This is a genomic window from Arthrobacter sp. SLBN-83 (assembly GCF_006715285.1).
In the GTDB taxonomy this organism is placed as follows: Bacteria; Actinomycetota; Actinomycetes; order Actinomycetales; family Micrococcaceae; genus Arthrobacter.
In genome coordinates this window covers 1249206-1271510 of the sequence record NZ_VFMX01000001.1, presented here as the reverse complement: position 1 = coordinate 1271510, position 22305 = coordinate 1249206, and the positions used below count along the sequence as shown (strand labels likewise).

Genomic DNA, 22305 nt, shown 5'->3' with positions numbered 1-22305 from the left:
CAGCCGTAAGTACGGCTGATAAAATGACCAGGTTGCAGGGCGGCCTTGTGAAGCTGGGGCGAGCAGTGCCGTAACGAAGTAGGGGACCACACAATCATGACGGCAGGCGGGTCGCACCTCAGGACATCGGAAAGCAGGCCGGACACTTCGGCCGAGGCCTCCGTGCCTGCGAAAGGCCGTGCCTACCTGGCAACCCTCGAAGGTTTCATCGGCGCCCTCATGATGTTCGTCGGCTCCATCGGAACAGGCTGGATCGCCAATGGTTCCCCCATGATCCGGCAACCCGTGGTGATCGCGCTTCGCACCGAAGGCTGGGGCGTGGCGGTGTCCACGGTGCTGCTGACGGCCGGTGCCATGCTGCTGATGCGCTCGTGGCTGCGCCTGGGCCAGCGGCTGGGGGACTGGGGACAGTCGTCCCTGCGCTCCGTGGTGGTGGCCATCTCCGCCTGGTCCCTCCCCCTGCTGTTCTGCGTGCCGGTCTTTTCCCGCGACGTCTATGCGTACACCGGGCAGGGCCGGCTGGTGATGGAAGGCCAGAACCCGTACGAGGTGGGCATTTCCACGCTCAACAACTGGTTCGCCTTGGGCGCCGACCCCGCTTGGGCCGAAAACCGGACCCCCTACGGCCCCTACTTCCTGTGGCTGGCGCGGGCGGTGGTGGGACTGACCGGAGCCCAGCCGGACGCGTCCGTCCTGCTGTTCCGCCTGCTGGCCGGCGTCGGCGTGCTGCTGTGCGTCATCTACGTGCCCAAACTGGCCGAATTGCACGGCATCAACGGTGCGCGGGCACTCTGGATTTCCGTGGCCAACCCGTTGTTCCTGATCAGTTTCATTGCCAGCGCCCATAATGACGCGCTGATGGTGGGGCTCGCCGTCGCGGGCGTGTACTTCGCCGCTACCCGCCGCTACGTACTCGGCATCCTGCTGGTCACCGCCTCCATCGGCATCAAACCCATTACCGTGCTACTGCTGCCGTTCATCGGCCTCATGTGGGCGGGCCCCTCCGCCACCTGGCCGCGGAAGTTCCTGATGTGGGCCGCGACCGCGGGCATCAGTTTCGGCGTCCTGGTCCTCAGCGGCATCCCGTTCAACCTTGGCATTGGGTGGACCTGGGCCATCATGGACCCAACGCCCGGCTACACCGGCTACTCACCGTCGGGCTTCCTGGGGCAACAGGTGGAGATGCTCGCCAACGCGCTGGGACTGCCCGGCGGAACCCTGGCCACCTGGCTGCGGACTGCCATGAAGTGGGCAGCCATCGCCCTGGTCCTGCTGCTGATGTTCCGCGGCGACTACTCGCGGGCCGTGCGCCGGATGGCGTTGGCGTTCACCGCCGTCGTGATGCTGTCGCCCATCATCCAGCCCTGGTACATCCTGTGGTTCCTGCCGTTCCTGGCCGTCACCGGGATCCGGGACGACTGGCAGATCCGGTCGCTGTACGTGGGCGTGACGTTCTTCGTGGTGTTCGGCGCCCAGGACCAGCTTTCGGTCTGGTCCTTCGTGGAGCTGCCCATCGACGCCTCGTCCCTGGCGTTCTTCACAGCCCTGGCCTTCACGTTCTACCTGCTGGTCCTGGACGTCCACACGCGCAAGCTGCTCATTGAAGGAAAGCCCCTGGACCTGGCCCGGCGCGGCTGGGAGTGGGCGATGGAACGCCGCGCAGCACGCCAGGCTGCCGCCGCGGACGCCAAGGCCCCTGCCGCCGTCGAACGCCGCGAAACCCCTTAGGCTCCCGCGGGAACCGTCGCTGAAGCCTTCCGGCCCAGCTCGGCCGTGCGCTTCACGGACCACCACAGCAGCACCACCAGGAGCACGTTGCGGGTGGTGAGGATGGCGGCCATGACCGGGTGGGCGTGGATGAGCGGGGTGTAGAACAGCGGGTAGATCACGAACGTCGTCATGGCGATGCCCATAAGCAGGGCCGCGGGGACTTTCCAGCGCTCCCAGTCGTGCGCCAGGCCCGCGATGATCACGGGCGCCAGCCAGATGATGAACTGCGGCGAGCCAACCTTGTTGAACACGATGAACGCGGTGACCATCATGAGCGAACCCTCGAGGAACAGCTCCTCCCGCTCCGCGCCCCGGCGCATGGCCCGCACCAGCAGGATGGCTGCGGTGACAGCGGCCAGGATCAGCAGGGGCTGCATCAGGAACGCGGCGGTGCTTGCCCCCGGGCCATAGACCTCCGTGGAGTTGATGGCTGTGTTGTCCGCCATTTTCGAGCCGGCGATGTGGAACACGCTCAGCCACACCCAGGGCGTGGAGAACGTGGCTTCGAGCTGCATGCCGCGTTCGCCCTGGTTCAGGAGGAAGTCCATGATATGCGGCAGGCCGCCGGACAGCCACGTCCCCAGGCCCACGACGGCCGTGACGGCAGCACCTGCCAGCACCACCTGGACCCGCTTGTGGCTGGCGATGACGATGGGCACCAGCACGGCTGCCGGCCAGACCTTGATCCACGTGGCAACGCTGAGCAGGATGCCCGCCACCACGGGCCGTTCGGCGGCGTAAAGCAGGGCGATCAGCACGATCGGAGCCGTGATGCCTTCCACCCGGGCGAAACTCAGGTACCCCATGAACACTGTGAAGAACAGCCACCACCAGGCCGGCGCAATGCCCGTTACAGTCCGGGGCCCGCGGGTGAGGTACAGCAGGCCGACGGCGTTCAGCGCCGTGATGATCAGGAACCAGACCAGCAGGTAGAGGCTGGGCCCGGCGATGTTGGCCAGGAAGATGGGGATCTGCGCCAGCACCGGGTAGACCCAGGGGCTGATCTTGTCGGCCAGGTCCGCCGGGTTGTAGCCGGCCGTGGCCCACTGCCGGTACTGCTCGGTATCGCTGAAGGTGTCGCCGTTCAGGAAGAAGGACGCCATCCAGCCCAGGAAGTAGAGGTGGACGACGGCGAAGCCCCACCAGACGCTGGACGGGCGGGCGAACCAGTCCACCACCTTTGCGGGGAGCAGTTTGGTGCGGAGCGTCACCAGGCGGTCAAAGAACCTCGTGGAAATCTTAGGACTCCTTGAGCGCGGGGGAGGGCACGGCGGTCTTCTTGCCCAACGAGTACAGGCGACGGACGCTCCACAGGAACAGGACCACCAGCAGGACGTTGCGGATGGTGAGCACCAGCGCCATCCAGGGGTTGTTGTGGCTGAGGGCGTCATAGAAGAGGGGGTAGATGAAGTACGTGGCCACGGCGATGGCGATCAGCATCAGCGCCGGGACGCGCCACTCACGCCAGCTGTGCGCCAGCCCGACGGCGACGGCGGGGCCCAGCCACACCATGAACTGGGGCGAGCCCACCTTGTTGAACACCACGAACGCGGTGGCGAGGGTGAGCGCGCCGGCCAGGAGCAGTTCGGTGCGGTCCACGCCGCCGGCCACCTTGTGCTGCTTGCCGTTGTGCAGGGCCCAGAAGGTCAGTCCGGCCACCAGCACGGCGGCCAGGACCAGGAGCGGCTGCATGAGGACGGACATGATGGCGGTGCCGGGCCCGTCCACCTGCATGGAGTTGATGTCCGTGTTCATGTACATGCGGGAGCCGCCCACGTTCAGGACGGAAAGCCAGAGCCAGGGGGTGGTGAAGGTGGCCTCGAGCTGCATTCCGCGGTCGCCTTGCTGCGTGAGGAAGTTCAGCAACTTGGGAACGCTGCCCAGCACGGCTGCCAGTGCCACAACGCCGGCGGTCACCGAGATCCCTGCCAGCACCACCAGCAGGCGGTTCTTTACGACGGCGAAGAGGGCCAGCATGATGGCCGCCGGCCAGACCTTTACCCAGGTGCCGATGGCCAGCAGGACGGAGGCGATGAACGGGCGGTTGACGCCGTAGGCCAGGGCCACCAGGACCAGCGGGGCGGTGAGGCCGTCCACCCGGGCGAAGCCGAGCCAGCCCATCAGGAACGTGAAGGCCAGCCACCACCATCCCGCGGGGATGGCACTGGTGTTGCGGCCGCGGCCGGTGAGCTTCAGCAGTGCCCAGCCGTTGAGGATGGTGGTCATGAGGACCCACAGGAAAAAGAAGGGAGCGGGTCCTGCCACGCCCGCGATGGCCATGGGGATCAGCGCAAGGATGGGGTAGACCCAGGGGCTGGGGCCGCCGCGGAGGTTGGCGTCATTGAACCCCGCCATGGCCCAGTCGCGGTAGATGAAGGTGTCGCTGAACGCCTCGCCGCGCAGGGAGAGCGATGCCGCGAAGATAAGGAAGACCAGGTGCACCACGATGAAGCCGCCCAGCAGGCCGCGCCCGGTGTTCAGCCCACTCCGCACCGGGGTGGGAAGGATGACGTTGCGGATCCTGGTCAGATTGCCGAAGAGAGCGTCGGTGGAAATGGCGGAATCCTTGTCAGGTCGTTGCACAGTCAGCGGTCGCGCAAAATGGCTCGGGTCAGGCCGCGGAGCGGGGTCTCAGGGGGCAGACGGAAGCCGTGAAAATCAGCCTCCACTCCTGTTCAACTCTAATTGACGGTGCCCCGCGCCCAGTAATTGTCAGGACAAAGCAAGGCGCGCAGGGCGCTGACCTGCGTCATTTATCTAAAGTTGCTGGCCCTTATCTCCTCCGGCACCATAGTGCGAGGCACGAAAGTGCCCACCGCCTATGCAGCCAGGGGGAGCGCTGGGCGGCGCCTGCCCACCGGCCCCCGAAAGACATAAGGCAACAGCATGAACTTCCCCCTGACCCTCACCGTATCCGACCGCCAAAGCATGGACCGCGAACTCGACGCCGCCGTCGCAGCCGCAAAGGCCCACGCATTGAACGGCAAGCGCCACGGCATCCTGGTGACCCGCCACGGCGTGGACAGGTTCACGGTGGACCTCAGCGACGCCGTTCCCTTCGGCCTCACCCGCGAGTGCCAGGCCTGGTAGCGCTTCTTTTCAGCAGGCTTTCGCCAGCCAACCTCCGGTAGCCACCGCACGGCAGCCGCCTTCCGCAAAGGTTCCTTTAGCGCCGTCCTTTGCTGCCGCCGTCATCAGCGTATTGCTGCCCGGGCAGCCTAGTTGCCGGCCCCGTTGCCGCCGTCGCCGGCCACGCGGTTGCTGTGCTGCTGCAGCCGGTCGATGTGCTTTGACGCCTCCGCCTTGCTCAGGTCCGCGGGCAGTTCCTCCCCAGCCTCGCGTGCCAGCGTGTCGAGGTAGCTTCGCTGTGCCGCCGTCATGGGTTCGTCTCCCGTTACCCAGTCTTCCGGATCCCTGTTGAGGCCTGCATTGGGTTCGGGTTCCGGGCTGCCAATGGTTTCCTGGTTGCTGTCGCTCATGGGTACGAGTCTAGGTGGGGCCACCGACAATCCACAGGAACCCCGGTTGCATAAGTCCCTGAATCCTGGAGACGTTGAGTTGGTAGGGAACGCCAAACCTGGACCAGGAGGATGACTCAATGGATACGAAACTTAAAGTGGCCGTACTGGGGACCGGAATCATGGGAGCGGCCATGGCCCGGAACCTCCTGCGTGCCGGGCACGATGTCTCGGTGTGGAACCGGGATGCGGCGAAAACCGAACCGCTGGCCGCGGACGGGGCACACAGCGCCGCCAACCCCGCAGAGGCCGTGGAGTCGGCCGATGTGGTCCTGACCATGCTGTACGACGCCGCCGCCGTGGAGCAGGTCATGCGTTCCGCCGCTCCGGGGTTAAAGCCCGGTACGGCCTGGGTCCAGTCCACCACCGTGGGCGTGCGGGATGTACCCGTCCTGGCTGGCCTGGCGGCCGAGCTTGGCCTGGACCTGGTGGAGGCGCCCGTCTCCGGTACCCGGGCCCCTGCCGAAGCGGGCCAGCTGCTGGTGCTCGCCGCTGCCCCCGAAGCTGTGCGCCAGCGCGTGGCACCGGTCCTCGACGCCATCGGCGCCCGCACCATCTGGACCGGTGAAGACCCCTCGCAGGGATCGGCGGCCCGCCTCAAGCTCGTGGTCAACAGCTGGGTCATCGCCGCCTCCAACGCCGCCGGGGAAGTGGTGGCGCTCGCCGAAGCCCTGGGCGTCGACCCGCAGCAGTTCCTCGGCGTGATCGAAGGCGGTGGCCTGGATCTTCCCTACCTGCGGACCAAGATGGGCCTGATCATGGATGACGGCCTGGAGCCTGCCTCCTTCGCCGTGGACACCGCGTGCAAGGATGTCCATCTCATTGTGGACGCGGCGGCTGAGCAGGGCGTGAAGCTCGACGGTGCCGAAGCGTTCGCCGCCAGGCTGGACAGGGTGTCGGGGCAGGGCCGCGCCAAGCAGGATATGGCTGCCGCCTACTACGCCAGCCGTTAGCCGGAAGGGCGTTTCCAAGGGCCGGTTGGGACCCGGGAGGTAACCGGGATAGCGCTTGCCCATTGACGTAACGGAGGTCACCTTCTATATTGGATGAATCGATTCAAGAGCTGCCGCTTTAGGTCCGGTGGGACCGTTCCCGGCGCAGACACAGCCACGAACATCTGCTGAATCCAGCGGTTCCGGTTCCTTGCCAATGAAGACGAAGGACACACAGCACATGAGCACCACCACCCCCACCCGAGCCGCCCTCCCCAACCAGGGTGTTGACTCGGGCTCCCGGGATCCGCGGAAAGCTGCGCTGAGCGGCTGGATCGGAAGCGCCCTTGAGTACTACGACTTCGCGCTGTACTCGCTTGCCGCAACGCTGATCTTTCCCACTGTCTTCTTCCCTGCGGAGAACCCCACCGTTGGAATCATTGCTTCCCTCGCAACCTATGCGGTGGGCTACGTCTCCCGCCCGGTTGGTGCCGTCATTCTGGGGGCCTACGGGGACCGGCACGGGCGCAAGAAAGTGCTAGTCTTCGCCATGCTGCTCATGGGCTGTGCGACCTTCGCTGTCGGACTCCTGCCAACGTACGGGCAGGTGGGCCTCCTCGCCCCCGCCCTGCTGGTGATCCTCCGCCTGATCCAGGGCTTCGCGGTGGCCGGCGAACTGGGCGGCGCCAGCGCCATGATCGTCGAGCACTCGCCGGACGCCCGGCGCGGATTCTTCGCCAGCTTCAGCCTCCAGGGCACGCAGGTGGGGTCCATCCTGGCCACCGCCGTCCTGCTGCCGCTCGCCGCCCTCCTCCCGGCTGACCAGTTCGGCTCCTGGGGCTGGCGTATCCCGTTCCTGCTCAGCGCCGTCGTCATCTTCGCCGGGTACCTCATCCGCCGCAGGGTGACCGAACCCCCTGTGTACGCCGCGCAGTCCGGAGCGGCCCCGGCCCAGCAGCGCTTCCCGCTCATTGAGCTCCTCCGGACCCGCCCCGGCGTCCTGGTCCGCTGCATCCTCATGACCTTCACCAACGTGATCGGCATGGCCACACTGATCTTCGGCGTCTCCTACGCGACGCAGAAGGGCTACGGCAACGGCTTCTCCAGCAGCGAGTTCCTGTGGGTGACGCTGGTGGCCAACGTCGCAGCCGTGGTGACCATCCCGGTCTTCGGCGCACTCTCGGACAGGATCGGCCGGCGAATGCTGATGGCGGCCGGCGGCATAGTGGGCGGCGTCCTGGTAACCGGATACCTCTGGGCGATCGAGCAGGGGAGCCTGCCGCTGGTATTCGTCTGCGTGGTGATCGTGCAGGGTATCTTCTTCCAGATGTGGAACGCCACGTTCGCCACGTTCTTCCAGGAGCAGTTCCCCATGCGGATCCGGGTGACCGGCTTCGCGGTGTCCCAGAACATCGGGCTCATGATCGCGTCGTTCTTCCCGAGTATCTTCACGGCGATCGCCCCTCCGGGTTCCGCCAACATCCCGCTGACCATCGGACTGGCCACGCTCGGCATCTGCCTCGTCTCGGCCGTGGCCACCCTGATGTCGTCGGACACCAGGGGCACGTCGCTCGAGGACCTCGAGGCGCACAGGGCCGGACGAGCCGCAGGCCGCGCTTAGGTCCGCCGTTCGGCCACGAGGAAGGGAGAGGCAGTTCAGTGCTGCCCCTCCCTTCTTTGTGCGCTGGGCCCGTGGGCAGGGGTGGGCGGAACCACCTCTGCGTCGGGATGTATAGATGTATACAAGTATGATTTCGGGTGGAGGTACAAACGATGCCAGAATCGCCCACCCGAAACACGGGAGCCCACTTTGTCTACGCCGAACTGAAGCGCCGCATCCTGAGCCTTGAGCTGAAGCCGGGGGAGCGCATCTACGAACCGGCGATGGCGTCCGCGCTGCAGGTGAGCCGCACCCCGCTGCGCGAGGCCATCCGGCGGCTCATCTCCGAAGGCCTCCTGGAGCAGCAGCCCACCGGCGGGGTACTGGTGCCGGCATTGGACGAAGGCGCCATCTCGGAACTCTATGAGGTCCGCGCGGCCATGGAATCGCTGATGGCACGCAACGCCTGCCTGAAAGCGACACCGGGCGACATTGAGGACCTCAAGGGCATCCTGGAACGCAATGCCGCCATGGTGACGTTCGCTGACGACGCCATGCAGCAGGGCATGGCACTGCATGCAAGAATTGCCGCGATTGCCGGAAACTCCTGGGCCCGCCGCTTCCACAGCCAGATCTCCAGCCATATGGAGCGGTACCGGCACTTCACCAACAGCACCCAGGAGCGCCGGGACCAGGCCTTGGCGCAGCACCGGACCCTGGTGGATGCGGTGGCCGGCGGCGACCCGGAGAAGGCTGCCGCCATCGCGTTCGAGCATGTGATGGGTGCCCGGGACGCTGCGGTGCGGGCCATCTCCGGCGCCACCGCGGCCGGCGCATGATCGGTGAACTCGGCCGCCGATCGGCCACTGCCCTGCTGGTCCATTCCGCGCTGATCCAGGCCGTCACGTTCCTGGTCCGCCCGGCCGCCACCTACCGTGCGCTTGAGCTCGATGTCCCCGGCTTCGCCCTGGGCCTCCTCGCCGCCAGCTACGCGGTCTTTCCGCTGCTGCTCGCCGTGCCCACGGGCGGTCTGGTGGACCGCCTGGGTGAGCGCCGGCTCATGGCGATCGGGTCCGCCGTCGTACTTTCCTGCTCAGCCTTCCTGCTGCTCTGGGGCTCCTCGATCGTGGCCCTGGTTATCGGAACCGCGCTGCTGGGCGCCGGACAACTTGCCTGCGTGGTGGGGCAGCAGGCGGTGGTGGCCAACAATGCCGCCTCGTCCCGGATGGACTCCGCGTTCGGATACCTCACGTTCGCTGCGTCCCTGGGCCAGGCGGTGGGGCCGTTGGCGATTTCCCTCGTAGGCGGCGCCTCCATCCGCCCGGACACGCAGGCCATCTTCCTGCTTTCCGTCATCATGAGCCTGGTGTTGTTCGCAAGCACCTTCCTCATTTCGGTCCATGTCAGCAGCAGGAAGAAGAAGGCGTCTGCGGCGGGCGGCAGCGGAAACGCCCTCTCGCTGCTGAAGGCTCCCGGGGTGGCCCGGGCCCTTGCCACCAGCGCCACCGTCCTGGCTGTGGTGGACCTGACCGTGGTCTACCTGCCGGCCCTCGGAGCGGACCGTGGACTCACCGCGGCAACCGTGGGCGCCATGCTGACCGTCCGGGCCGTCTTCTCCATGGTGTCGCGGCTCCTGTTGGGCCGGGTATCCCGGAGGATCGGCCGGATGAAGCTGCTGGTGGTGAGCCTTTCACTGTCCACCGCGGCGCTGGCAGTCGCGGCCATTCCCATGCCGGCATGGCTGCTCTTTGTGGTGATGGCCGTGCTGGGGCTGGGCCTGGGCATCGGCCAGCCGCTGACCATGTCCTGGCTTTCCGCGCAGGCGCCCGCGGGTCAGCGGGGGCGGGCGCTGGCGCTGCGGCTCGCCGGCAACCGGGTGGGGCAGGTAGTCCTGCCCAGCGCCATCGGCGTGGTTGCCGCCGGACTCGGCGCGGGCGGCGTGTTCCTGGCGTCAGCCGTCGTGGTGGGCGGGACGCTCCTGCTGCTCCGCGGGGTACAGCTGGACTAGCGCGTCCCCGCGTCACGCCGGGCACGGTTTCAGGCAGCGGACGACGGCGGCGGCCCGGGTTTCCGGGGCTTCCCCGCCCCAGGCGGGCCGAAAGCGTGCCGTGCGTGACGCCGTCGTACGCCCCACTGGGGGAGCTTCGCTAGGGCAGCCGGGACGGCCGGAGCAGGCTCGCTTCCCCGGCCTGCGCCGGATCAAGCGGCACCGGGCTGACCAGCACGGCAGGTCCGCGGTGCAGGAGGCCGCTGGAGATGGCCCGGCAGCGGATGCCGCCGCGGCCGCGCATGGCCGGATGTGCGCCGGGAGCGAGAACTTCGTTCATCCACGCGCAGGGCTGGGCGTGCCGGCCGCCGTGCAGCGACACCGAAGACCCTCCGGACTCCAGCACGAAGTCCTGCCCCAGCAGCGGCGCCAGCTGGGCGCCGCGGAGCACCACGTTCCGCCTGGTCAGCAGGGGATCGAACGGCGGGGCGCCCAGCTCGGCGGCGATGGCTTCGAGGGATTCGACGGCGAACAGGGTCACGGCCGCGTCCATGTGTGCGGCCTTGCCGAAGAACCGGTCGCCTACGATCCCCTTACCGGCCACCACCTCAGCTTGTTCGGCATCAGTGGTGGGAACGTCGGCGGCCCCGTCCCGGGCGCGGCCGAAATAAGCGTGTGCGGGGGAGACCAGCAGGTGCAGGATCTCGACCTCGTACCGGAACTTTTCGGGCATAGGTCCAGCGTAGGGCAGGCCGGGCATTGAAATCCCGCCGTCCGGTGGAAGGATCAGGAACCATGGACACCTCACCCGGCACCAAAACCAGCGCCCCGCCCAGGAAACGGACGGTACTCTTCTGGGTGTCCACGGCCTGCGCCGCCGCCCTTGCAGGCGTTGCGTTGTGGATGCTGGCCGGCAATCCCGCCGTCCTGGCCGGGCATCCGCTGCTCCCGGGCATCCTGCTGGCCGCCGGCGCGGCGGGTCTGGCCTGGGCGTTGCTGCTGTGGCTCCGCCGGGACGTTCCCCGGCCCCGCTCCCGGCTCAGGCTTGTTGGCGCCTGGCTGGGCCGGTTGGCCGTTCTGGCGCTCGCTGCCGGGCTTGCCTGGCTCAACCCCTTCGCCTACCAGGCGGGGGCGACGGCGGAGGCGGGCCCGACGTCGGACCTCACCGTCACCGAAACCAACACCGCCCTCACCATGTCACCCGACGGGACCAAACCCACCAAGGGGCTGGTCTTCTACCCGGGAGCACGCGTGGATGCCCGGGCCTACCAGGACATCCTGGCACCCGTGGTGGGAGCCGGGTGCCGGGTGGTCATTCTGAAGGAGCCGCTGGGGCTCAGCCTGCTGGATGGCAACCAGGCCCGCGGCGCCATCGAGGACAACCCGGACATCACCACATGGGCGGTGGGCGGCCACTCCCTGGGCGGGGTGTCTGCGTCATCGTTCGCGCTCAACAACAGTGACGTCAGCGGGCTGGTCCTGTACGCCTCCTACCCCGTGGAATCGCTGCGTGGCCGGGCCGGCCTGTCAGTCCTGTCCGTCTCCGGCAGCAGCGATGGACTCAGCACCCCGGCCAAGATCGAGTCGTCGCGCCAGCTGCTGCCCGCCGACACCGAGTTTGCGGCTGTTCGCGGGGGAGTGCACGCCTTCTTCGGCGACTACGGGGAACAGCCGGGCGACGGCGAACCGGGCGTCAGCCGCCAGGCCGCCCAACAGCAAATCGCCGCCGCCACGGTTGCCTTCCTGGGGCGGCTCTAAGCACCCACGTACGTTGCCAGGTGCCGCCCGGTGAGCGTGGCCCGCCCGGCCACCAGCTCAGCCGGCGTGCCCTCAAAAACGATCCTGCCGCCGTCGTGCCCTGCCCCCGGTCCGATGTCGATGATCCAGTCCGCGTGAGCCATCACCGCCTGGTGGTGCTCAATCACGATCACCGACTTCCCGGAGTCCACCAGCCGGTCCAGCAGGCCCAGCAGCTGCTCCACGTCGGCCAGGTGCAGACCCACGGTGGGCTCGTCCAGGATGTACACGTCGCCGGTCTCTGCCATCTGGGTGGCCAGCTTGAGCCGCTGCCGCTCGCCGCCGGACAGGGTGGTGAGCGGCTGGCCCAGGGTGATGTAGCCCAGGCCCACGTCCGCCAGGCGCTCCAGGACCTTGTGCGCTGCGGGCGTCTTCGCCTCACCCTCGGCAAAATAGGCCAGTGCCGCGTCCACGGACATGTCCAGCACGTCCGCGATGTTCCGGCCGCCCAGCATGTACTCCAGGACAGCGGGCTGGAAGCGGCGCCCCTCGCAGTCCTCGCAGGTTGACTCCACGGTGGCCATGACGCCCAGCTCGGTGAAGATCACGCCGGCGCCGTTGCAGGTGGGGCACGCACCCTCGGAGTTGGAGCTGAACAAGGCAGGCTTTACGCCGTTGGCCTTGGCGAAGGCCTTGCGGATGGGCTCCAGCAGGCCGGTGTAGGTGGCCGGGTTGCTGCGTCGGGAGCCTTTGATGGCGCCCTGGTCGATCACCACCACGCCCTCCCGCTTGGCCAGCGAACCGTGGATCAGCGAGCTTTTGCCGGATCCGGCTACGCCGGTGACCACGCACAGGACGCCGAGCGGCACGTCGACGTCCACGTTCTGCAGGTTGTTCGTGGACGCCCCTCGGACCTCCAGCGCCCCGCGCGCCGACCGGAACGCGTCCTTCAGCCGCGCGCGATCGTCCAGGTGCCGGCCGGTGATGGTGCCGCTCGAACGCAGCCCCTCGACGTCGCCCTCGTAGACGATCTGGCCGCCGCCGGTGCCGGCCTTGGGTCCGAGGTCGACGACGTGATCGGCGATGGCGATCATCTCGGGTTTGTGCTCCACCACCAGGACGGTGTTGCCTTTGTCCCGCAGCTGCAGCAGGAGCGTGTTCATCCGCTCGATGTCGTGGGGGTGCAGCCCGATGCTGGGCTCATCGAAGACGTAGGTGACATCCGTGAGGGAGGAGCCCAGGTGCCGGATCATCTTGGTCCGCTGCGCCTCGCCGCCGGAGAGGGTGCCCGCCGGGCGGTCCAGGGAGAGGTAGCCGAGGCCGATCTCGGCGAAGGAGTCCAGGAGGTCCCGCAGCCCGGCCAGCAGCGGCCGGACCGAGGGCTCGTCCAGCTCGCGGATCCACTGCGCCAGGTCGCTGATCTGCATGGTGCACAGGTCGGCGATGTTCTTGCCGTTGATTTTCGAGTTGAGGACTTCCGGGGTGAGCCGGGTTCCGCCGCAGTCCGGGCAGGTGGCGAAGGTGACGGCGCGCTCCACGAACCGTTTCACGTGCGGCTGCATGGCCTCCACGTCCTTGGAGAGCATGGACTTCTGGATTTTGGGGATCACGCCTTCGAAGGTGAGGTTGACGCCTTCCACCTTGATCTTGGTGGGTTCGGCGTACAGCATCGTGTCCAGCTGCTTGGCCGTGAACTTGGCGATCGGTTTGTCCATGGGCAGGCCCATGCCCTCGAACAGGCGTCCGTACCAGCCGTCCATCGAGTAGCCGGGCACGGTGAGCGCGCCTTCGTTCAGGGATTTGGAGTCGTCGTACAGCGCCGTCCGGTCGATGTCGCTGATGTTCCCCATGCCCTCGCAGCGCGGGCACATGCCGCCGAGGTAGGTCACCTGGCGGACCACGTTCTTCTCCACCCTGCCGCCCTTTTCGGTGCTCATGATGCCGCTGGCCTTGCGGGTGGGAACGTTGAAGGAGAAAGCGGTGGGCGGTCCCACGTACGGCTTGCCCAGGCGGCTGAACAGGATCCGCAGCATGGCGTTGGCGTCGGTGGCGGTGCCGACGGTGGAACGGGGGTTGGCGCCCATCCGCTCCTGGTCCACGATGATGGCGGTGGTCAGCCCTTCCAGCCGGTCCACATCGGGCCTGGCCAGGCTGGGCATGAACCCCTGCACGAACGCGCTGTAGGTTTCGTTGATCATCCGCTGCGACTCGGCGGCGATAGTGGCGAACACCAGCGAGCTCTTGCCGGAACCGGATACGCCCGTGAAGGCGGTGAGGCGGCGCTTGGGCAGCTCCAGGCTGACGTCCTTGAGGTTGTTCTCGCGCGCTCCCTGTACGCGGATCAGGTCGTGGCTGTCCGCGATGTGCAGCGCCTGCCTGGTCTCCATGTCTGCGTCCGTGCTCAAGGTGTCCCCCTTCTTCCCGGAGCGGCACCGGACGAAAGCTGCGTCCGCAACCCTCGTCCGGCGTCGTCCTTTATATACGTTTTTGGTTATATGCCTATGGCTGCTGGTTGATCCGGACGGTGTTGCCGGCCGGGTCTCGGAAGGCGCAGTCGCGGATGCCATACGGCTGGTCGATGGGTTCCTGGACCACGTCGGCGCCGGTCGCCGCCACCTTGGCGAACGCGGCATCCACGTCGGGGGAGGAGAGCACGATGGTGGCGTAGGTGCCCTTGGCCATCATTTCGGCGATGGTGCGGCGTTCGTCCTCGGTGATTCCGGGATCGACCGCCGGCGGGTGCAGGACGATGGAGACGTCCTTCTGGCCGGCGGGGCCCACGGTGATCCAGCGCATGGTTCCCCGGCCCACGTCGTTGCGGATTTCGAAGCCCAGGGCGTCGCGGTAGAAGGCCAGGGATGCGTCTGGATCGGTGGCGGGAAGGAAGGCTGAGGAAATGTTGATGTCCATGGCAGTCATGCTAGTAACGCTTCAACGGCGGGCGCTTCTCGATTCCTGACCGGTCTGGTGACCTGCTTTTCGACGCATGCGGGGATGCCCGCCGTCGAGCCTTCCGCTTCCTGCTTATAGACGCTCGGTGGCATGCCCACCAGTTCGCTGAACCGGGTGCTGAAGGTGCCCAGCGAGGAACAGCCGACGGCGAAGCCCACCTCGGTGACGCTGAGGTCACCTTTGCGGAGCAGGGCCATGGCCCGTTCGATCCGGCGCGTCATGAGGTAGCTGTACGGCGATTCGCCGTAGGCGAGCTTGAAGCGGCGGCTGAAATGGCCTGCCGACATGTGGACGTCCCTGGCGAGGGATTCGACGTCGAGAGGCTGCGCGTATTCGCGGTCCATACGGTCCTTGACCCGCCTCAGCTGGACGAGTTCGCGAAGGTACGGATCGTTGGCGGGTGTGCTGGTCACAGCTCCGATCGTGCTACGTCCAGGAGGGGTTGTCCAGAGTCCGGACAGCGGGGTTCCGTTGTCAAATTGGCGTCCTGCGGCGGGGTATGATTATGCCGCCGACCAGCATGAGGTCCTCGCCCGAACAGGGCTCGAGTAACCCGGCACCGGCAAAACCAACCCCGTTCCACCCCTTCCTAAACCCTGCCCGAATACTGCTCGGGAACCCTTGAAAGGACGCCATGAATCTGCTGTGGGAACTCGCCGGATGGGCAGGCGCTGTTGCGATTCTTAGTGCGTACCTTGCCGTCTCCATGGGCTGGCTGAAGGCGGGGAAGGGATTCCAGACAGCGAACCTCTTCGGTTCCGTTGCCTTCATTATCAACGGCACCCTGCACAGCGCCTGGCCGTCCGTGGTCACCAACGTGGCCTGGTTCCTTATCTCCGCAGTGGCGCTGGTCCGGATGCGTTCAGTGGAGACGCCGGCCGAGCCGGTGGAAGCTGCCCATGTGCAGTACCCGGGCGTTCCGGACTCCACCGGTCAGATGGCCGTCGTCGAGGCCCTCACCGACGCCCTCCCGGTGGTGTCTGCGGCACCGGCCGTGGCGGACGGGCCGCGCCTGGCCCTCTAACCGGGGTTGCTGCCCATGAGGACCACCGAACGGCCGATGTTTCCGTTGGTCAGGGATTCGAACGCTTCGTTGATCCGGTCCAGGCTGAACTTCTCCCCGATAAGGGCATCAAGCGGCAAACGGCCTGCCAGGTACATGTCCAGGATCTGTGGGATCTGCACTGAAAGGTTGGAAGAGCCGTACAGGCTTCCGCGCACCGACTTTTCCTGCTGTACCACTTGGTTCAGCGGCACGTTGATTTCGGCTTCGGCGTTGGACAGACCCACCACGAACGCCGTGCCGCGGGGACGAAGAGCCACCACCGCCTCGCGTATGGTCTGCGGCCGGCCGATGGCCTCGACAGCCCAGTGCGCGCCTCCGCCCGTGATCTCGTGAACGCTCGCTGCAAGGTCGTGTTCGCGGGTGTTGACCGTGTGGGTTGCTCCGAGCTCCCGTGCCTTCGCGAGCTTGTCGTCGTCGATGTCGGCAACGATCACCGGGTACGCCCCGGCTGCTGCCGCGCCAATGACCGCCGAAAGCCCTATTCCGCCGGCTCCAACGATGAGGACCGATTCCCCTGCCGGAGCGCCCATTCCGTTCAGCACCACGCCCATCCCTGTGATCACTGCGCAACCCATGATGGCTGCGACCTCGACGGGAACCTCCTGCGGGATCTTGATGACCGACTCGCCGGATACGACGCATTCCTCCGCGTAGCAGGACACCCCCATCAGGTGATAGACGGGCTGTCCATCACGTGCCAGCCGCGTCCCGCCGCGCAGCAGCTCGTTGTGCGTAGCGTGCACCGCGCCGAGGCGGCAGAGCGCTGGCGAGCCGCTGGTGCAGTACTCGCACCTGCCACAACTTGGCCGCCAGGTCATAATGACTTTGTCCCCTGGCTGGACATGGGTGACCCCCGCTCCAACTTCCTGGACGATGCCCGCGCCCTCGTGGCCAAGCACGATTGGTGTCCGGCACGCGAGGTCCTGGACCATGTAGTGGTAATCGCTGTGGCAGATCCCGGCCGCGTCAACGCGCACGCGGACTTCGCCGGGGCCGGGTGCCTGAAGATCAAGCTCGACGACTGCAAGCGGCGCACCTGCGTGGTTCATGATTGCGGCTTTCACCGGTACTCCTTATTGCTTGGCTCACACCCCGGTGCTTTGAATCACGGGACTGGCATAAGCATCAGGCGCACGCCGGGGTCGTCAAAATCTCCCTCTCACTGAGTGAGAGGGTCTAAAGCTTGGCCCAGTGGGGCGCTGCGGCCATTTGGCGGTTCAATCCCAGTGTGGCTGCATGGACAGCAGGACCAACCAGCCTCATCTCCACCGCTCCTGCCGGAGCGGTGATGGAGATGGCTGCCACTGCCGTACCGTCACCGCGCAGAATGGGACTCGCGGCGCACGCCAGGCCGGCATGGGATTCTTCCCGCTCGTAGGCAATACCCTCACGCCGGGCCAGGTCCAGTTCGGCGCGAAGCTCATGGGGATCGGTGATGGTGCTTGGCCCAATTTTCTCCAACTGGCCCTTCAGGAGATCTTCGACCAGATGGTCAGGAGCGTGGGCAAGCAGGGCCTTGCCGCCGGCGGTCGCATAGGACGGGACGCGTCCGCCAACCCGGGAAGGGATGGTCAGGTCCCGGTACTTGCCGCGCAAAATCTCGATATAGACCACGTCGTTACCTTCCAGGACGCCCAACTGGACCGTCAGGCCGGTGGCACGCCGCAGGTCGAACATTGTTGCCAAGGCCAGGTGCCGCAGGTCTTTGGGCTGCTGCGCCATCTGTCCCAATTCAAAACACCGGATGCCAATCTGGTAACCGGACGGTACCCGGGCGACGAAATCGTGCCTGGCCAGCCCTGCGAGTATCCGGGCTGTGGTGGCCCGGGAAAGACCGGCCCTGCGCGCGATCTCCCCTCCCGTCAGCACCGGTTCTTCGGGGGTGAACACCTCGAGGATTAGGGAAACCCGTTCGATCATGCTGGCCGCGGGCGCCGGTTTCGGTAGTGTCACACGGAAAATTCTTGTCTCAGTGGGTGGGACATGTCCAACTGCCGGGGGCGCAGGGCACCGGGCGGCTGTGTACACGATCGTCCATATAGCTGATCGTTTTTGCCATGGGAACCGCTTCCTGCCCTTCATAGCCTTATGGGGTGACCAAAGAATCCAAAGGCCCCAGCAGGATCGTTCTGCCCCACGTCCCCGCTGACCAGCAGGACATCTTGGCGGCAGGCGGCGTGGCCTGCTGGAGTGAACCGGTGTCGATCGACACTTACGCACCCGACAGGCCGGACAAGTATCCGCTGTTCCTGGACCGCCGCGTCTACCAGGGATCCAGCGGCAAGGTGTATCCCATGCCGTTCATCGACAGCATCACGGCGGTGAAAAAGCCCAGGCTGTGGCAGGCCATCCACCTGGAGAATGAGTACGTACGCCTCATGCTGCTCCCGGAAATCGGGGGACGCATCCACATTGGCTACGACAAGGCCGCCGGGTACGACTTTTTCTACCGGAACAACGTCATCAAGCCCGGGCTGGTGGGCCTGGCCGGGCCGTGGATCTCCGGCGGGGTGGAGTTCAACTGGCCGCAGCACCACCGGCCCGCCACCTTCCTGCCGGTGGACACCGCCGTCGAACGCTCCGGCAACGGGGATGTCACCGTCTGGCACAGCGACCTTGATCCGCTGCAGCGGATGCGCGGCACCCACGGTGTCCGGCTCCGGCCGGGCAGTTCGCTCATCGAGGTCGAAGCCCGGCTCCACAACCGGACGGATGAGCCGCAGACCTTTCTCTGGTGGGCCAACGTGGCCGCCCGCGCGCACGACAACTACCAGTCCTTCTTTCCCACCGATGTCCGGTACGTCGCGGACCATGCCCGCCGGGCCATCAGCGCTTTCCCGCGCGCTGACCGCCCCTATTACGGGGTGGACTATCCCACGCTGTCCACCGGAAGCGGCCGTGCGGAGGGCCGGCCGGACGCGGACAGGCTCGACTTTTACGCCAACATCCCCGTCCCTACGTCCTACATGATCACGGACACGGCGGACAGCTTCTTCGGCGGTTACGACCACCAGGCACGTGCCGGGTTCGTCCACTGGGCGGACCGCCGCATCGCGCCGGGCAAGAAGCAATGGACGTGGGGCAACGGTCCGGTGGGCAAGGCCTGGGACAGGCATTTAACTGACGACGGCGGCCCGTACGTCGAACTGATGGCGGGAGTCTTCACGGACAACCAGCCGGACTTCAGCTACCTCGCCCCGGGTGAGACGCGCACCTTCAGCCAGTACTGGTACCCCATCCGGGAGATGGGACCGGCGCACCAGGCGAACCTCGACGCCGCCGTCGCGCTTTCCCTGGACGGGGCCGGCAGGACCGTCACCATCGGCGTCTCCGGGACCACCCGCAGGGAGAATACCGAAGTTGTCCTCACGCACCGCGGCGAAACGGCCCGGACATGGAATGTCCTCCTCTCCCCAGCCCATCCGTTTACCGCGACCGTTGACTTGCCGTCGCCGGCCAAGGCGACGGACTTGACGCTCCAGGTCCTCGATGCCGGGCGGGAGCTCATCGTCTGGACGCCCCGGAAGCCCGTCGACAACGCCCCCGAGCCCTGGGTGGCCACCGAGCCGGCCCAGCCGCAGGACGTGGAGAGCCAGGACGAGCTGTTTGTCACCGCAACGCACCTCGCCCAGAACCGGCACCCCACCCGGTCGCCGCTGCCCTACTTCGAGGAGATGCTCCACCGGGACCCGCTGGACTCCCGGGTGTCCATCGCGCTGGGAGCGGCCAGGTACCGGGAAGGCCGCTACGGGCAGGCGCGGGACAGGCTGGAAAACGCGTTGGCACGCCTGACCCGGCGAAACCTCAACCCGCCCAGCGGGGAGGCAAGCTACCGGCTGGGCCTCGTCCTGGAACGCCTTGGCCTCACTGAAGAGGCCGGGGAACGGTTTGGAAAGGCAGCCTGGGACAGGGCGTGGGCACATCCGGCGCAGTTGGCGCTGGCCCGGCTGGCGCTGCGTTCCAAGGACCCAGCCCAGGCCCTGCAGCACGCCGAGGCCGCACAGTCACTGGAGATCACCAGCCCCGAAGCGCGGCACCTCCGGTACCTGGCGCTGGAAGCGCTGGGGCACCAGGACCAGAGCGGACAGTTGTTGCAGGACATGGTGGCCGCCGACCCGCTGGATCCCGTGGCCCTGGCGCTCGCCGGAACCCTGGAGGTGGCCGATCCAAAAACCGGCCTGGCCGTTGCCTGCTGGCTGGCCCGTGCGGGGCAGTGGCAGCGTGCCCTGGACCTGACTGAAGTTGAAGCGAGGCGGGAGGCGTACCCGGCGTTCGGCAATCCAGGGCCGCTCCGTCATTACCTGCACGCCGGCTGGCTGGAGGAGCTCCTCGATCCGCAGGCTGCGGCTGCCGAGCGCGCCAAGGCCCGGCGCGCCGACACCCGTTACTCCTTCCCCTACGGGCTGGACGACTACGACGCGCTGCTCCGCGCACTCGAAGCTGATCCCCGGGACCACATGGCCCACGGACTCCTGGGCTGCTGGCTGCTTGACAGCGGGCGGACCGCCGACGCGCTGGACCACCTGGAGAAGGCCCTCGCCCACGGAAGCAAAGACCCCGTTGTGTTGCGGAACGCCGCCCTGGCTGCGGTCAACACCGGCGGCGACCCTGCTGCTGCAGACGCGTACCTCGACCGCGCCCAGGAGCTGAGCCCCGGGGACGCCCGTCTCGTTTTTGAACGGGCCCTGCTGGCGGGACTACGGGGTGTGCCTGCGGAGCAGCGGCTCGCGGACATCAGGAAGCATGGCCCCGCCGTCCTGGCCCGGGACGATCTTGCCGTCCTCTACGCAAACCTGTTGACCGACGTGGGGCGGCCGGAGGAGGCCCTGGCACTGCTGGCCTCGCGCACCTTCCAGCCCTTTGAAGGCGGTGAGGGGCAGGCGCTCGCCGCGTACGACCGGGCCGCGGTCAAGCAGGCGCGGACGTTGATGGAGCAGGAGCCGACGGCGGCCATCACCCTGCTGCGCGGGGGTATGGAGGCGCCGGCGAACCTGGGCGAGGGGCGGCATCCCGGGGACAGCATGGCTGAGCGGCTGGTGGTGCTGGGCGATGCGCTGGACCGGTCGGGTGACGGGGTTGCTGCCCGGGAGGCGTGGGCCAGGGCTTGCGGCCGGGGGAGCGCGTTGGCCGTGGATCCGGGCCCGGTTGGGCTGGCCGACTACTGGCGGGGTGTGGCTTGCGTGCGGCTGGGGCGGCGGCAGGAAGCGGACCTGATTTGGGACCACCTGGAAGGCCGGGCTGCCGAACTGGAAGCTGCTCCCTCCGCACCCGACTATTTCGCCACCTCGCTGCCGGAGCTGTTGCTGTTCAATACTGACACCGCAGCGTCCCGCGATGCAGCCGCGGCCACCCTCCGGGACCTTGCCGAACGCGGCCGCCGGCTGGGCCTACCGGCGGAAGAAAAGGAAGAGGTCTCCCTGTGACTGAAGAAGCCCGGTACCTTGGGTCCGGAACCCTGGAAGGTGACACCCGCACCCTGACCGGAGCGCCGCCGTCGCACCTTCCACCCCGGCTGGCCATCACCCTGTGGGACTTCTCCTGGTACACCCGTGCCGAGGTCGGCGGGCCGTACGCGGACCTGGATAAGGCCTGCGCCAAAGCCGCGGAGCTCGGGTACAACGCGATACGCATCTGCGCGGCCCCGCTGCTGCTTTTCGGCAGGCTCGGTCTCGAGGCGCTCGCGGAGGACCTGGAGATTGAGGGGCTGGGCACCGCGCCGGACGGCGGGATCTACGGCCGGGGCACGCGCTGGTACGACGCGCCGGGCGGCTACCGGCTCAACCTGCGGCAGCGGCTGCTGGAACTGTTTGGTGCAGCCGAACGGCACGGGCTGGTGGTGGTACTGGCCAGCTGGGAATACCAGCAGTCACCAGTGTTTGCGGCGTCGCCGAAGTGGTTCGAGGCCATCGACGCCGTCCCGCTGGCGGACCGGTACCGTGTCCTTGCCGATGCGTGGGACCGGCTGATCCGGGTGGTCTCCGACGCCGGGCACCGGGACCGCATCGCCCTGGTGGAGCTGCACAACGAGGTGGATTTTTCCATCCTGCCGGCGCTGGCCGACGGCGGCAGTGGGCAGGTGCAGCGGCTGCGGCGGCTGCATCCGGACCTGCTGGTGACGGCCAGCTACGGCAAGCCACCACACTTGGCCATGCACACGCTCCCCGATGGCCTGGCTGCGGCGCAGTTCCACGTGTACAGCTACGGTGTGCTGGACGCGCTGCAGCGGGAGATTGACATCCGCTCCGAGGGGACGGCGGGCTTCCCCAACCCGGCCCTGCGTGCGCTGCTACGGAAGGACGCGCCGTCTTTTTCGGACCATGGCCGCCTCGCTGAGTGGAAATACCGGGCCACCGTGGTCACCGACCAAATGTTCTACGGCTACGACTGGATCGACCCCGTCGCGTGGGATACGTGGCTCTACAACCACTACGGGCACTACCGCGAGGTGATGCTGCGTGAGATCGAGTCCCGCGTTATCGCCATTTCCGCCTGGGCGCGCTGGAAGAACATTCCAGCCCTGGTGGGCGAGGGCTGGATTGGATACACCCCGCTTCTGGGAACGTTCGAGGAGGGGCCGGTGGGTCAGGAGCTGGCCGAGCACGGGATCCGCACAGCTCTGGACCACGGTGCGTGGGGCATGGTGGCCTGCTCCAACGCCGCCCCACACCACCCGATGTGGGCCGATGAAGCGTGGCAGCGCCGCGTCAACAACCTGATACTTACGGCCCCCGCGAACTGAAGGA

General features: G+C 67.1%; 19 protein-coding genes. 10 read left to right on the top strand and 9 right to left on the bottom strand.

Annotated elements, in window-relative coordinates:
- The first annotated feature begins 96 nt into the window (after positions 1–96).
- Positions 97–1728: a polyprenol phosphomannose-dependent alpha 1,6 mannosyltransferase MptB gene (gene mptB / locus FBY30_RS05815; RefSeq protein WP_142131864.1), complete on the top strand. Its 1632-nt coding sequence runs from the start codon at positions 97–99 to the stop codon at positions 1726–1728.
- Here mptB and FBY30_RS05810 read toward each other — a convergent pair.
- Both FBY30_RS05810 and FBY30_RS05805 read right to left on the bottom strand, forming a co-directional pair.
- Positions 1725–2981 carry a DUF2029 domain-containing protein gene (locus tag FBY30_RS05810; RefSeq protein ID WP_142131861.1) on the bottom strand — a complete coding sequence of 419 codons (1257 nt, stop codon included), beginning with the start codon at positions 2979–2981 and terminating at the stop codon, positions 1725–1727. The two genes, mptB and FBY30_RS05810, sit on opposite strands and share 4 nt — an antisense overlap.
- Positions 2982–3009: 28 nt before the next feature.
- Positions 3010–4353, bottom strand: a complete 1344-nt coding sequence (locus FBY30_RS05805; protein ID WP_442858269.1) for a glycosyltransferase 87 family protein — start codon at positions 4351–4353, stop codon at positions 3010–3012.
- Between the two features lie 303 nt (positions 4354–4656).
- Between FBY30_RS05805 and FBY30_RS05800 the strand changes: the two genes are divergently transcribed.
- On the top strand, positions 4657–4860 hold the full coding sequence (locus FBY30_RS05800; protein ID WP_142131859.1) for a hypothetical protein: 204 nt from the start codon (positions 4657–4659) through the stop codon (positions 4858–4860).
- A gap of 128 nt (positions 4861–4988) precedes the next feature.
- Here FBY30_RS05800 and FBY30_RS05795 read toward each other — a convergent pair whose 3' ends face one another.
- Positions 4989–5249, bottom strand: coding sequence for a DUF3072 domain-containing protein (locus tag FBY30_RS05795; protein ID WP_142131857.1), 261 nt, complete (start codon positions 5247–5249; stop codon positions 4989–4991).
- A gap of 119 nt (positions 5250–5368) precedes the next feature.
- Between FBY30_RS05795 and FBY30_RS05790 the strand changes: the two genes are divergently transcribed.
- The 4 genes from FBY30_RS05790 (at position 5369) to FBY30_RS05775 (ending at position 9828) form a co-directional block, all read left to right on the top strand.
- Complete coding sequence (locus FBY30_RS05790; protein ID WP_142131855.1) at positions 5369–6241, top strand: NAD(P)-dependent oxidoreductase; 873 nt, start codon at positions 5369–5371, stop codon at positions 6239–6241.
- Positions 6242–6461: 220 nt separating this feature from the next.
- On the top strand, positions 6462–7841 hold the full coding sequence (locus FBY30_RS05785) for an MFS transporter (RefSeq protein WP_142131853.1): 1380 nt from the start codon (positions 6462–6464) through the stop codon (positions 7839–7841).
- A gap of 152 nt (positions 7842–7993) precedes the next feature.
- A complete protein-coding gene (locus FBY30_RS05780) occupies positions 7994–8659 on the top strand; it encodes a GntR family transcriptional regulator (protein ID WP_142131851.1) in 666 nt (221 codons plus the stop codon).
- Positions 8656–9828, top strand: coding sequence for an MFS transporter (locus FBY30_RS05775; protein ID WP_142131849.1), 1173 nt, complete (start codon positions 8656–8658; stop codon positions 9826–9828). Before FBY30_RS05780 ends, FBY30_RS05775 begins: the two co-directional genes overlap by 4 nt.
- Before the next feature lie 139 nt (positions 9829–9967).
- Here FBY30_RS05775 and FBY30_RS05770 read toward each other — a convergent pair whose 3' ends face one another.
- A complete protein-coding gene (locus tag FBY30_RS05770; RefSeq protein WP_142131847.1) occupies positions 9968–10540 on the bottom strand; it encodes an MOSC domain-containing protein in 573 nt (190 codons plus the stop codon).
- A gap of 62 nt (positions 10541–10602) precedes the next feature.
- On the opposite strand from FBY30_RS05770, the gene FBY30_RS05765 reads away from it, so the two are divergent.
- Positions 10603–11565: an alpha/beta hydrolase gene (locus FBY30_RS05765; RefSeq protein WP_142131845.1), complete on the top strand. Its 963-nt coding sequence runs from the start codon at positions 10603–10605 to the stop codon at positions 11563–11565.
- Here FBY30_RS05765 and FBY30_RS05760 read toward each other — a convergent pair.
- The 3 genes from FBY30_RS05760 to FBY30_RS05750 all read right to left on the bottom strand — a co-directional run bounded on the left by FBY30_RS05760 (position 11562) and on the right by FBY30_RS05750 (position 14909).
- Entirely contained in the window at positions 11562–13931 is a 2370-nt protein-coding gene (locus tag FBY30_RS05760; protein ID WP_142134947.1) for an ATP-binding cassette domain-containing protein, read from the bottom strand. The two genes, FBY30_RS05765 and FBY30_RS05760, sit on opposite strands and share 4 nt — an antisense overlap.
- Positions 13932–14043: 112 nt before the next feature.
- Complete coding sequence (locus FBY30_RS05755; protein ID WP_142131843.1) at positions 14044–14463, bottom strand: VOC family protein; 420 nt, start codon at positions 14461–14463, stop codon at positions 14044–14046.
- On the bottom strand, positions 14460–14909 hold the full coding sequence (locus tag FBY30_RS05750) for a helix-turn-helix transcriptional regulator (RefSeq protein WP_142131840.1): 450 nt from the start codon (positions 14907–14909) through the stop codon (positions 14460–14462). The genes FBY30_RS05755 and FBY30_RS05750 overlap by 4 nt, the downstream gene beginning before the upstream one ends.
- A gap of 221 nt (positions 14910–15130) precedes the next feature.
- Between FBY30_RS05750 and FBY30_RS05745 the strand changes: the two genes are divergently transcribed.
- Positions 15131–15520, top strand: coding sequence for a CBU_0592 family membrane protein (locus tag FBY30_RS05745; RefSeq protein ID WP_142131839.1), 390 nt, complete (start codon positions 15131–15133; stop codon positions 15518–15520).
- Here the strand turns inward: FBY30_RS05745 and FBY30_RS05740 are convergent.
- Together FBY30_RS05740 and FBY30_RS05735 are read right to left on the bottom strand one after the other, a co-directional pair.
- Positions 15517–16626, bottom strand: a complete 1110-nt coding sequence (locus tag FBY30_RS05740) for a zinc-binding dehydrogenase (RefSeq protein WP_235009351.1) — start codon at positions 16624–16626, stop codon at positions 15517–15519. The two genes, FBY30_RS05745 and FBY30_RS05740, sit on opposite strands and share 4 nt — an antisense overlap.
- 112 nt (positions 16627–16738) lie before the next feature.
- Positions 16739–17515, bottom strand: a complete 777-nt coding sequence (locus FBY30_RS05735; protein WP_160141448.1) for an IclR family transcriptional regulator — start codon at positions 17513–17515, stop codon at positions 16739–16741.
- Between the two features lie 140 nt (positions 17516–17655).
- On the opposite strand from FBY30_RS05735, the gene FBY30_RS05730 reads away from it, so the two are divergent.
- Together FBY30_RS05730 and FBY30_RS05725 are read left to right on the top strand one after the other, a co-directional pair.
- Entirely contained in the window at positions 17656–20985 is a 3330-nt protein-coding gene (locus tag FBY30_RS05730; RefSeq protein ID WP_142131835.1) for a DUF5107 domain-containing protein, read from the top strand.
- The gene (locus FBY30_RS05725; protein WP_142131832.1) at positions 20982–22301 is read left to right on the top strand and encodes a cellulase-like family protein; all 1320 of its coding nucleotides are present in this window, start codon (positions 20982–20984) and stop codon (positions 22299–22301) included. The genes FBY30_RS05730 and FBY30_RS05725 overlap by 4 nt, the downstream gene beginning before the upstream one ends.
- Positions 22302–22305: the final 4 nt, after the last annotated feature.